The organism is Pseudoalteromonas sp. TAB23, assembly GCF_000498075.1.
GTDB classification, from domain to species: Bacteria; Pseudomonadota; Gammaproteobacteria; order Enterobacterales; family Alteromonadaceae; genus Pseudoalteromonas; species Pseudoalteromonas arctica.
Genome location: NZ_AUTP01000045.1, coordinates 1 through 11746 on the forward strand (window position 1 = coordinate 1; position 11746 = coordinate 11746).

The 11746-nt window shown below is 38.1% G+C and carries 10 protein-coding genes and 1 pseudogene; 6 read left to right on the forward strand and 5 right to left on the reverse strand.

Annotated features, from left to right (window positions below; genetic code table 11):
- Both L654_RS0101120 and elbB read right to left on the reverse strand, forming a co-directional pair.
- Positions 1–151, reverse strand: a pseudogene (locus tag L654_RS0101120) (cytochrome c5 family protein); the annotation flags it as partial.
- A 226-nt stretch (positions 152–377) separates the two neighbouring features.
- Positions 378–1025 carry an isoprenoid biosynthesis glyoxalase ElbB gene (gene elbB, locus L654_RS0101125; protein WP_024606998.1) on the reverse strand — a complete coding sequence of 216 codons (648 nt, stop codon included), beginning with the start codon at positions 1023–1025 and terminating at the stop codon, positions 378–380.
- 524 nt (positions 1026–1549) lie between these two features.
- Between elbB and polA the strand changes: the two genes are divergently transcribed.
- From polA to L654_RS0101140, 3 genes are all read left to right on the forward strand, one after another.
- The gene (gene polA / locus L654_RS0101130) at positions 1550–4285 is read left to right on the forward strand and encodes a DNA polymerase I (RefSeq protein ID WP_024606999.1); all 2736 of its coding nucleotides are present in this window, start codon (positions 1550–1552) and stop codon (positions 4283–4285) included.
- Between the two features lie 490 nt (positions 4286–4775).
- Positions 4776–5363: a YceI family protein gene (locus tag L654_RS0101135; RefSeq protein ID WP_007582084.1), complete on the forward strand. Its 588-nt coding sequence runs from the start codon at positions 4776–4778 to the stop codon at positions 5361–5363.
- Complete coding sequence (locus L654_RS0101140; protein WP_024589910.1) at positions 5360–5878, forward strand: DUF1285 domain-containing protein; 519 nt, start codon at positions 5360–5362, stop codon at positions 5876–5878. Before L654_RS0101135 ends, L654_RS0101140 begins: the two co-directional genes overlap by 4 nt.
- 9 nt (positions 5879–5887) lie before the next feature.
- Here L654_RS0101140 and yihA read toward each other — a convergent pair whose 3' ends face one another.
- Positions 5888–6556, reverse strand: a complete 669-nt coding sequence (gene yihA / locus L654_RS0101145) for a ribosome biogenesis GTP-binding protein YihA/YsxC (protein WP_007377272.1) — start codon at positions 6554–6556, stop codon at positions 5888–5890.
- Positions 6557–6837: 281 nt separating this feature from the next.
- Between yihA and L654_RS0101150 the strand changes: the two genes are divergently transcribed.
- The 3 genes from L654_RS0101150 (at position 6838) to L654_RS0101160 (ending at position 9347) form a co-directional block, all read left to right on the forward strand.
- Positions 6838–7470 (forward strand): c-type cytochrome, encoded by a 633-nt coding sequence (locus L654_RS0101150; RefSeq protein ID WP_024589909.1) that lies wholly within the window; start codon positions 6838–6840, stop codon positions 7468–7470.
- A 752-nt stretch (positions 7471–8222) separates the two neighbouring features.
- On the forward strand, positions 8223–8819 hold the full coding sequence (gene yihI, locus L654_RS0101155; RefSeq protein ID WP_024589908.1) for a Der GTPase-activating protein YihI: 597 nt from the start codon (positions 8223–8225) through the stop codon (positions 8817–8819).
- A 12-nt stretch (positions 8820–8831) separates the two neighbouring features.
- Positions 8832–9347 (forward strand): DUF2489 domain-containing protein, encoded by a 516-nt coding sequence (locus L654_RS0101160; RefSeq protein WP_024589907.1) that lies wholly within the window; start codon positions 8832–8834, stop codon positions 9345–9347.
- A 93-nt stretch (positions 9348–9440) separates the two neighbouring features.
- Here L654_RS0101160 and hemN read toward each other — a convergent pair whose 3' ends face one another.
- Together hemN and yjgA are read right to left on the reverse strand one after the other, a co-directional pair.
- On the reverse strand, positions 9441–10814 hold the full coding sequence (hemN, locus tag L654_RS0101165; RefSeq protein ID WP_024607000.1) for an oxygen-independent coproporphyrinogen III oxidase: 1374 nt from the start codon (positions 10812–10814) through the stop codon (positions 9441–9443).
- Positions 10815–10938: 124 nt separating this feature from the next.
- Positions 10939–11472: a ribosome biogenesis factor YjgA gene (yjgA, locus tag L654_RS0101170; RefSeq protein ID WP_007582068.1), complete on the reverse strand. Its 534-nt coding sequence runs from the start codon at positions 11470–11472 to the stop codon at positions 10939–10941.
- Positions 11473–11746: the final 274 nt, after the last annotated feature.

Below are 11746 nucleotides of genomic sequence, written 5' to 3' on the forward strand. Positions count from 1 at the left end.
CTGCTACAGCAGCTTTATCGCCTTCAAGGTATACAGCACCAACCGGCGCGAGACGTGCTTTAATTGCATCTTCAGTCATAGAGTTATCATATGGCTGTGCGTATGCAGTGGTTGCTAGCATTAATAATGCTGCAGCTGTTAATTTTTTCATTTTGCCTTGCTCACTTCGATTTGAACGTGATCAATCACGATTAAAGATGACGGAAATTAAACCGATTATAACTCTCTGAGCCAATTTATAAAATGCTAAGAGGCGTTTTTATTAATAAAACTGACTACTTTTTGCGTTAACGCAATAAAATTTAATTATTTACTGTTTTTTGTTAAGCAATTTAATAAGCGCAAACAGTCATACAATTAACTTTTAGATCCTAAGATCAATTTATTGATAATACGCTACTAACTAGTTTTTCGATCCCTGCATCGGCTTCAATAATCGATTGCGCAAGCATATAAGCTGGGGTTGTAACTAGCTTATTTGGCTGATCAATAACAACATCATCTACTGCACAATTTATATGTTTAGCGCCTAATGTGCTTAGCGTTTGTGCTGTCTCTGCATCGTTACCAATAGTAAGTATGGCGTTATCGTAAATAAATGGGATCAAAGCGGGTGCAATACACATATAACCAGCAGGCTTATTTTCTTTTGCAAATGATTTACAAGCATTAAGGACGTCTTCATTAATATTTGCTTTTGCGCCTTTAATTGCAAAGTCACATAAGTTTTTTGCAGCGCCAAAACCGCCAGGTACAATTAATGCGTCAAACTGAGTTACGTCTAGTTCAAGCAGCGATTTAATGTCACCCCGTGCAATACGAGCCGCTTCTGTTAATACATTACGTTTATCAGGCATTACTTCGCCCGTTAAATGGTTAATGGTATGAAGTTGTTCAATATCCGGTGCAAAACACTGATACGTTGCGCCATTTTTGGCTATATGTAATAAAGTTAAAATTGCTTCATTAATTTCACTACCATCGTACACACCAGACCCTGCTAATATTACCGCTACGTTTTTCATGCTTTTGTGCCCCTAAAGTCTTTTTTATAAGTCGATCGGATGAAGTCTAACATGCTCAAAATTTCTCGCGAAAATAAATTTTTAGTACAAAAATCATTCCCTATGCAAGTTGTTTTGCGGTTTATGGCATTTGCGATCACTTTGCCTTTAAAAAAATTATAAAGGATCGCTATGATCTTCGATCCATTGTGCTAGAATACTCCTCCGGTTATTTAAATGGACGCGAATAATCAAAGTGAATAACAACACAAGCAGTCGTTAGAAAACCTTTTTCCACATTGGTTTAAAATAATAAAAAAAGAACCTCGTATTATCTTTTTTAAATTAAAACATACAGTTAAAGTATTTTCTAGGCATTTTATGATGCTTTGGAAGAATAGCTCGTGGCTGTTATCTACACACTTATCCACAGCTTGCTATAGTTTTAATAACACGATAAGCAGTAATTCACTGTCGTTTTATTTACTACCTTATGGCATGCTTATAATTACCTTAATTTTTTGCATTTAGGATCCAAATTCACCATGGCTCAGATCCCCGAAAACCCACTTATTTTAGTTGATGGCTCGTCATATTTATTTCGTGCTTATCATTCTCCGCCGCATTTAACTAATTCTAAAGGTGAAGCTACGGGCGCTATTTATGGCGTGATCAACATGCTTAAAAGCTTGATCAGACAATACGATCCCTCACATATGGTGGTTATATTTGATGCTAAAGGTAAAACGTTCCGTAACGATATGTATAGCGAGTATAAGGCAAATCGTCCGCCTATGCCGGATGACTTACGCACTCAAATAGCACCGATACACAGTATTATTAAAGCGATGGGCTTTCCGCTAATTAGTATTGAAGGCGTTGAAGCTGATGATGTTATTGGTACATTTGCACGTATAGCGTCAGAGCAAAAACGACATGTACTCGTCTCTACTGGCGATAAAGACATGGCACAGCTTGTTAATGAACACGTTACGCTAATAAACACGATGACCGACAGTATTTCAGATCCCGTTACCGTGGTTGAAAAGTTTGGTGTAGGCCCTGAACTTATTATTGATTACTTAGCATTAATGGGTGATAAGGTCGATAATATTCCGGGTGTTGAAGGTTGTGGTCCTAAAACTGCAGTTAAATGGTTAGAAAAATATGGTTCTCTTCAAGGTGTAATGGATCACGCCAGTGAGATTAAAGGTAAAATAGGCGAAAAGTTAGCAATTGCTCTTGATCATCTGCCTTTAAGCTACGAACTTGCGACAATTAAGTGCGATGTTGAAGTTGAATCTGATCTTGATACATTCAAGCTTCAAGAGCCTAACAAAGACGAATTAATTGCATTATATGGTGAGTGCGAATTCCGTCGTTGGTTAGCTGAATTACTTGATAATCCTAAAGATGCTGAAACACATTTAGCTGTACCTACCGAAGCCACTGAATTACCAAAAGTAGAAGATGCTCATTACGAAACTATTTTAACGCAAGCTCAGTTTGATACGCTAATAGAGCAATTAAATAGTGCTGAGTTATTTGCATTTGATACTGAAACAACCAGCCTTGATTACATGAAAGCGCAATTGGTGGGTATGAGCTTTGCCGTAAAAGCGGGTGAAGCTGTGTATTTACCGGTAGCGCATGACTATCCGGGTGCGCCTGAGCAATTAAGCCTTGAATTTGTGATGCAAAAGCTAGGTCCAATTTTGGCAGATGAAAACAAAGCTAAAGTAGGGCAAAACCTTAAATATGACAAAAGTGTATTAGCGAATGCAGGTTTTGCGCTAAATGGTATTAAGTTTGACACCATGCTTGAGTCGTATGTATTTAATAGTGTAGGCACGCGTCACGATATGGACTCGCTAGCACTTAAATACCTAGGTCATAAAAATATTAGCTTTGAAGATATTGCTGGCAAAGGTAAAAAGCAACTTACCTTTAACCAAATTGAACTTGAAAAAGCAGCGCCTTACGCCGCAGAAGATGCCGATATTACTTTGCGTTTACACGAAGTGCTTTGGCCAAAAATAGCAGCTGATGAAAAGCTAAAATCGGTATTTGAAGATATAGAAATGCCACTTATTAGTGTGATTTCTGATATTGAACGCACCGGTGTTGCGATAGATAGCAATATGCTTGGAGCGCATAGTCAACGTTTAGGCGAGCGTTTAATTGAGCTTGAAAAAGAAGCGTTTGAAATAGCAGGCGAACCATTTAACTTAAGTTCTCCAAAACAGCTACAAGTACTGTTGTTTGAAAAGCTTGGACTGCCTATTATTAAAAAAACGCCTAAAGGTGCACCTTCTACCGCAGAAGAAGTACTGCAAGAACTTGCTCATGATTATCCGCTACCTAAAGTAATTATAGAGCACCGTGGTTTATCAAAGCTTAAATCAACTTACACCGATAAATTACCATTAATGGTGAATGAGAAAACCCAGCGTGTACATACGTCTTATCATCAGGCAATTACAGCTACGGGGCGCTTGAGTTCAACTGATCCTAATTTACAAAATATTCCTATTCGTTCAGAAGAAGGACGTCGTATTCGTGAAGCGTTTATAGCCGCAGATGGTTATAAAATTGTTGCTGCCGATTACAGTCAAATTGAGCTGCGTATTATGGCGCATCTTTCACAAGACAAAGGTCTATTAAATGCATTTGCTAACGGCTTAGATGTACATAGTGCAACTGCCGCTGAAGTATTTGGTGTAGAGCTTGATGATGTAACTACCGATATGCGCCGTAAGGCGAAAGCAGTAAACTTTGGCTTAATTTACGGTATGTCGGCATTTGGTTTAGCACGTCAGCTAGACGTGCCACGCCACGAAGCGCAGCATTACATAGATAAATACTTTGAGCGTTTTCCAGGTGTATTAGAGTACATGGAAACAACGCGCGAAAAAGCAGCTGAAAATGGCTACGTTGAAACAATATTTGGTCGTCGCCTACATTTACCAGAAATAAACGCACGTAATGGGGCGCGTAGAAAAGGAGCCGAACGTGCTGCTATAAACGCACCAATGCAAGGTACTGCCGCCGATATTATTAAAAAGGCAATGCTGAGCGTTAACCGCTGGGTACACGAACAAGCGCCAAATACAATTAAGCTGCTTATGCAAGTGCACGATGAATTAGTATTTGAAATCAAAACAGACTGCGCACCACAGTACACAAAACACATCTGTGAACTGATGTCGCAAGCTGCTGCGCTAGATGTACCACTTATAGTTGAAGCTGATGAAGGTGACAACTGGGAACAAGCTCATTAATGCAATTTGAGCATTTTAATTAAAGCGCCTTTTGGCGCTTTTTTTATGTTTAATAAAGATGGCGAATAACAGCGATTCAATCAGGTATATGCAAGCTTTAGTTAAAATAAGGTTAATTTAAGCAACTATTTGTATTAAATAGTTATATGTTCGTCAATTCGAGCTGTTTTACAGGAATATGATTGTATTTTAATGCGTGCTTTTGTTAAAGTCCCGCCTGTCCTATCCTGTAGGACATCCTGTTGATGATGCATCTGAAAGGGTGCAACAAATTGATAGCTTCTCCCCAGTTTGCTATACCGGCCTACCAACTTGTTTGGTGGGCCGTTTTTTGTTTTACGCCTGAAAATCCTATCTAATTAATTCTTTATTGCGCTATACCAATTGTATTATTCATTCGTCATTTCGAGGTGGTTTGGGTACATCGCAGGTGATACCATCGAAGTGATATTATTTTTATTCTTTTCATTTTATTACTAAGGAGTGCGTTATGTTTAAAGCATTAGCTATTGCAGGTTTTTCTTTATCAAGTTTAGTTATTTCTAATGTTGCTCAGGCCAATTGGCAGCTAGTGAATGATAAAAGCCAACTAAGCTTTGTTTCAATTAAAAAAGATTCGATTGCTGAAGCTCACCATTTTACTAACCTTGAAGGTATGCTTTCTGATAAAGGTGAGTTTAGCGTTAATGTTGATTTAACATCAGCCGAAACTTTAATTCCTATTCGTAATGAGCGTTTAACGACATTTTTATTCGAAGCGGCTAAATTTCCAAATGCTGTTTTAACTGCAAATTTAACTAAAGAACTGAGCAATATTAAAAAGCCTGGTCAATATGTATTGAAGGGTATTAAAGCTGAGCTTGATTTTCACGGTAATAAAAAGCCATTGGCAATTGATGTACTCGTTAACAGCACGCAAAGTGGTGATTTAACGGTATCATCATTAACACCTATTATTATTAATAGTGATGATTTTGGTGTAACTGAAGGCGTTAAAAAGCTGCAAGAGCTAGCGGGCTTACCTTCAATTGCAACAGCAGTGCCTGTTACATTTGCAATTACACTTAAAAAACAGTGATTTCTTTAAGTGAGCTTAGCAAGCAATTAAGCGAGCCAAGCAAACCTTTTGATAGTTGGCAGCCTAATCATTGTGGTGAACTGCCAATTGTCATTAATCATGAGGGGAAATGGTTTTACGATGGCAGCGAAATAACACGCCCAGCCATGGTGAAGCTGTTTGCTTCTGTTCTATGTAAAAAAGGTGAGCAATTTTATTTAAAAACACCTGTCGAAAAAATAACAATAACGGTTGAGGACGCGCCGTTTATTATTGTTGATTGGCGTTTTGAAAATACAGTGCAAGGGCAGGTGTTGTGTTGTATTGATAATTTAGCTAGGCAGTGGTTGGTGAGCGCTCAGCAGCCTTTAGTTATAAAAGATTATAAAGGGTCAAAAGTGCCTTATCTAAAGCTACCTTATGGCTGTAGTGCGCGTGTTGCGCGAAGCGTATTTTATCAGTGGGCTGAAAAAGCCGAGTCTGATAAGCTCGGCTATTTTATTAAATCTGCAGGAAAGCAGTTTTATTTATCGTAACGCCAGCGTTTAAGCCTCTGGGTTTGTTTCGTCTGTGATTGTTTCATCGGTAGGTGGTACAGCAATAACAGGACCTAAAAACCATTCATCTAGTTTTTTAGCTACTTCTGGTAAACCCGTGCCTTTTAATGATGAAAATGCATGAACTGTAATATCCCCATCAAGCGTGCTTAATTCACGACGAACTTGCAGTACTTGTGATTTACGAGGGCCTTGCTTTAATTTATCGGCTTTAGTTAATAGTGCCAATACTGGAATTTCACTACCAATAGCCCAATTAATTAAATCGCGGTCTAAATCTTTTAATGGATGACGAATATCCATTAAAATAACAATACCTTTTAAGCTTTGACGCTTTTGTAGGTATTCGCCTAGCGATTTTTGCCATTTCTTTTTCATTTCGATTGGTACTTTAGCAAAACCATAGCCTGGTAAATCGATAAGGCGCATATCGTCAACATCAGCTAAATCGAATGTATTGATTAGCTGAGTACGCCCAGGTGTTTTACTTGTACGTGCTAGCTTCTGATCGGTTAATGCATTTAATGCACTCGACTTACCTGCGTTGGAACGACCGGCAAACGCAACTTCAATTCCCGTATCAGCAGGTAATTTAGTAATGTCGGGAGCGCTTGTTACGAAAGACGCAGTATTATATTTGATACGAGATTTGAGCACAGGCTCTCCTAAAACTTAAATAAATAACGTTGAGTAAACCAAATTCACTCAGGGCGCGTATTTTATACTATAAAGGATGTATTAAAAAGCGTATTTAACCACCTAAAAACAGCACCTATGGTACATTTAAAACATGTTAAAGCTTAATCTAAGTCAAAACCCTGTAAATTATAAGCTTAATATGTGTAGAAAACGTGCCAGAGAATTTATTATCGTGTAGAATATATGTATTACAACATCACGATTGTAGATGATACAGGGTCGGAAACAGAGAATTCACCATGAAAAAAATAGCACTATCTTTAACAATATTGCTTGGTGCGTTGTCAGCAAGCAACGCAACAGCATTTGATGGCGATGTAAACGCAGGTAAAGAAAAATCAGCAACGTGTGCGGCTTGTCACGGCCCAGACGGTAATGCGCCGGTTAATATTTACCCTAAAATTGCAGGTCAACATCCAGATTATATCCTTAAGCAACTTCAGGATTTAAAATTAGGTATGACGTCAGGCGGCAAAGAAGGGCGTATGGATCCAGTAATGAGCGCTATGGCTATGCCACTTAGCGAGCAAGACATGAAAGATCTAGCTGCTTATTTTTCTTCAATGAACATGTCTGAAGGTGCTACACCTAAAGATGTTGTTGAAGTTGGCGAGATGCTTTTTAAAGCAGGCGATGCAGAACGTGGAATTCCATCATGTGCAGCATGTCATGGCCCACGTGGTAATGGCTCGTCACTTGCTAAGTTTCCAAAAATTTCTTTTCAGCATCCAGGATATATCAAGGCTCAACTTGAAAAATTCCGTGATGGTACTCGTCATAATGACTTAAATGGCATGATGGGCGATATTGCAAAAAAATTAACAGATAAAGACATCGAAGTACTTTCTCAGTATTTAGGTGGCTTACACTAAAGTCGTATTTATTTAGCAGTTAATAATAAATAAACTACAATGTGTTAAAAAAAGCAGCCCAGGCTGCTTTTTTTGTGTCAAAAATTAACGACATCGTCCGTTTCAATGTAAGACATTGACCATATCTGGTTGTAGGAAAAGTCTTCTTTTTATTTTTGATTATAGATTAACTTATTGTAATTTATGTTTATTTTAATACCTAGATGTAATAAATATAATAAAAGTTATATAAACCAGTTGTAACAAAATCATTAACGAGTAAATTAACCACTGTCGCAAAACAACAATAACAAAACGGAAATAACTATCAAGGAAAGTAACGCGACATGACTACATAGCACAAGATTAGTGCTACTAAAGGAAATAATAAAAAAGTGTCAGGATGACCGAAAATAATAAAAAACTCATGGAAGTTTAATAATAAAAACAAAATGGAATGTAACAAGGAACGTAAAAATAATAACAATACGGACTGATAATAATAAAAATAATAAAGACTAAAAAAAGTCGAAGGGAGAAGTGTCCAGATAATGGCGCTCAGATTAGCAGGCGGTAGAGATGTTTTCTCTACCGCCTTTTTATTTGTCCTGTTACAATACCCACCGTTTAAAATTAGCGATTAATTAGCTAAGGCGCTTTTAAATGAGAGACCCAACCTCTAAGCGCAAACTGAATTCTTCTGGCTAGGCCAGCACTGCGATGCCCATTAATTTGCGCTTCGCTCAAAACCTCTTAAGTGAGATGATCAAGATATGAGTAGAACTAAAAAGTCACGCAAAAGCCCAGCAAACGGACCTGTTCGTTTAAGCCAAGATAAGCTTAAAGAAATGCGCGCATTAAAAGAGCAGCGAGTTAAAAAAACCAAAGGCGCTAAGCCAGGTTCTCGTAACGCGCCAGATTTACTAGATAGCGAAAGCCATAATGGTGGTCACGCGCCTAAAGATAAGCGTGTAGGCAGTAAAAAGCCGGTACCATTAATTGCAACTGCGCCTGAACCTAAAGTTGAAATGAAACGCAACTTAAAGCCAACTATTGAGCTGAAAAAGGTAATCGAGCCTGAATTTACACCTGAACAAGAGCTAGAAGCACTTGAGAATGACGAGCGTTTACTTAAATTAGTAGAGCGTCATGAAGAAGGTGAAATGCTAACTGGTAAAGATGCTAAGTACTTTAATAGCCGTATTGCTCGCCATCAGGCGTTATGTGAAATTCTTGGTATTGAAGACGAGGATGAAGACGAATTTGAAGATGACCTTGACGATGATATTGAAAGCAAAGGCAATTCTGATTTCGATCAATACTTATCTGACGATTTAGCCAACGAATGGTTAGATGAAGACGACAAATAGTAAGGATAAATAATGAGTACCGCGGTAATTTTAGCCTTACTTTTAGGCGCTGCTATAATAGTTGGTCTGGCATTTTATGCGGGTCAGTTGCTGTATAAGTTAAATGCGCAAAAAAAGTTAATTGCTAAAACGCAGGCTGAACAAAAGCAAAAGCTTGAGAAGTCGCGTTTAAAGCGAAATGCCAAACTAGCCGATAGTATTCATTTAATTGCGCGTGCAATGAATGAAGAGCAGTGTGAGTTTTCTGAAGGCTGTTTACGTATTTGGGTACTTATGTCTCAATATGGCTTTGAGAGCGAGCGTGATTTAACGACACAATATCCTGGCATTTATAAAATGTACCAGGTAGTTAAAGAAATGCCGACACACGATGCACGTAAAAAATATGCTAAAAAAGAGATTTTCAAGCTAGATAAGGCTCGTTGGCAAGCTGAAGAAACACTTAAAGATGAAGTTAAAGTCGATTGCGCTAAAATTATCATCGAGTTTAAAGCCGCTCCTGGCAGCGATAAAGTGGTTTTTAACTAACTTTAATTTATCGAGTACTCAGAAAAAGCAGACCTTGGTCTGCTTTTTTTATGCGTAAAAATTTTCATACTAATTGCATTAAATTAGTATCAGTTAAATCACTCGTGAAAAACGCGTCGCATTTATTTGTTTTTGTAAATGAGCGTCAAAGCACATGCAAATAATACGAATGAATAAGTTGCCGCGTGGTGTTACGCTAATTTTATTATCATTTATAGTGACTAGTTCATCTTTTATAAGTGGCGTAAGCGCAATTAACGCATCCTCAAAGTAGTCATTAAATATAAGCGCATGCTTTTCGCTAAAGTCTTGTATATCTAATTCAAACTGGCAAATGAGCTGCTTAATTGCATCAGCACGAATTACATCATCATGTGTTAAGTGCATACCTTTATTAAGAGCACAGCCGATTTGTGTTTCGATGCTGTGGTAATAATGTTTTAATTCTTTTTGATTTTGTAAAATGGCAGTGCCAATTTGTGAAATTGATGACACGCCTAAGCCTAATAAATCACAATTTCCATGTGTTGTATAACCTTGAAAATTACGATGTAACTTGCCTTCATTTTGCGCAACAGCTAGTTCGTTATCGGTTTTTGCAAAGTGGTCCATACCAATAAATTGATAGCCTGCTTGCGTCATCTGATCCAGCGTGTTTTTAAACATAGTGAGTTTATTATGTGCACTGGGTAAATCTGCATCTTTAATCTTACGCTGTGCGGCAAAGCGCTCTGGTAAATGCGCGTAGTTAAACACCGATACTCGGTCAGGGCTTAACTCAATAAGTTGCTCTATAGTTTGCTTAAAGCTCTCTGGCGTTTGCAGAGGAAGCCCGTAAATCATATCTGTATTAATAGATTGAAATCCCAGCTCGCGAGCTTGTGTAATTAATTGCTTAACCGTATCTGCATTTTGCGGGCGATTAACAGCAAGTTGCACGTCGTCGTTAAAGTCTTGAATCCCAAATGAGACACGGTTAAAGCCAAGCATTCTTAAATCAACAAGCATATTATCGGCAAGTGAGCGTGGGTCTATTTCAATGCCGCGCTCTGTTGTGCTTGTAAAATTAAAGTGCTGCTCTAAAAGCTTAATTAGACGAGTCATTTGTTTTGCGGTTAAAAAGGTGGGAGTACCGCCACCTAAATGTAATTGCTCAACCGTGTAGTTTTTAAATAAATGAGCTTGGGCAGTAATTTCTTTTGCTAAAAAGTCGAGGTACGTATCTGCCTTAGATTGATGGCGGGTAATTATTTTATTACAACCACAGTAGTAGCAAAGCTGGCTACAAAACGGGATATGAATATATAGAGAAAGTGAACGACTCGTTGACGATTCTATAGCGCTTAGTAGGTCTTGTTGCTGGTACCCATCACGCAGTGATAGAGCTGTGGGATACGAGGTATAACGCGGGCCAGACACATTATATTTGTTTATTAGGGTTTGATCCCATTGTGGAAGTTTAATCATCACGCGCACCTAAGTATTTATTTAGGGAGTGATTATAAAAAAGTACGCAGTGAGGCGGTTTGATCTGTAACAAAAAAGGTGCCGAAGCACCTTTTTTAATAAAATATCAATTAATGCGGTCTAATTAATACGTAACGGTATGGGCATCTTTGAGATATTGAAATAACTCTTTATAACCTTTACCCGGCTTTTCAGCTTTCGCTTCTTTTGCCGCATTACGAACCAATTGACGCATTTGCTGACGATCAAGAGACGGAAACTGTTCAATAGTCTCATTGATAAGGTCATCACCTTGTTCAATTAGGTCTGAACGTAATTGCTCAATTTTTTTGACCAATACTTCAGCTTGGTTATTTTTATTAAGCATTACATCGATAATCGCTCTAATAGCGTCAATGTTTTCTACAGTACGCAACGTTTTAGCGATGTAGTTTAAGTGACGGCGGTACGCGTCACTTTTATTACTTATTTTATCAGCAACAACCATTGCCGCTTTTAAATCGTCATTTAATGGCAGGCGTTCGCGCTGTTTTTTACCCATTTTGGCAATTTCAGTACCTAACTGATGAAACTCTTGCGCTTCGCGTTTAAGCTCCGTTCTTGATACATATTCAATTTCTTCTTCAATTTCAGCAGGCTTGCCTTTTTTCTTTGCCATGGGGTGCTCTTAAATAAAAATAACTTTTGCCATTATACATGAATATGATACTTAGGAATATTAGCTGATGTGATGCATTGAGTGTGTTAGCATTTAAATATAAGAAATGCGTGCATTATGCCTCTAAGGCTCAGGACTTAATTTATGAAAAGCCAACAAAACGATCCAATTTATTCTCAAATATCGCAAGTTAAAGATGCGGTAGCAGAAGTACTCGAACATGCTAAAAAATTAGGCGCTACAGCTGCAGAAGCTGCCATGTCTAGCACGTCTG

What these genes read in the sequence shown, in the direction of transcription:
- elbB (WP_024606998.1), bottom strand. Translation starts at nt 1,025, where the DNA reads ATGAAAAACGTAGCGGTAATATTAGCAGGGTCTGGTGTGTACGATGGT.
- polA (WP_024606999.1), top strand. Translation starts at nt 1,550, where the DNA reads ATGGCTCAGATCCCCGAAAACCCACTTATTTTAGTTGATGGCTCGTCA.
- L654_RS0101135 (WP_007582084.1), top strand. Translation starts at nt 4,776, where the DNA reads ATGTTTAAAGCATTAGCTATTGCAGGTTTTTCTTTATCAAGTTTAGTT.
- L654_RS0101150 (WP_024589909.1), top strand. Translation starts at nt 6,838, where the DNA reads ATGAAAAAAATAGCACTATCTTTAACAATATTGCTTGGTGCGTTGTCA.
- yihI (WP_024589908.1), top strand. Translation starts at nt 8,223, where the DNA reads ATGAGTAGAACTAAAAAGTCACGCAAAAGCCCAGCAAACGGACCTGTT.
- L654_RS0101160 (WP_024589907.1), top strand. Translation starts at nt 8,832, where the DNA reads ATGAGTACCGCGGTAATTTTAGCCTTACTTTTAGGCGCTGCTATAATA.
- hemN (WP_024607000.1), bottom strand. Translation starts at nt 10,814, where the DNA reads ATGATTAAACTTCCACAATGGGATCAAACCCTAATAAACAAATATAAT.
- yjgA (WP_007582068.1), bottom strand. Translation starts at nt 11,472, where the DNA reads ATGGCAAAGAAAAAAGGCAAGCCTGCTGAAATTGAAGAAGAAATTGAA.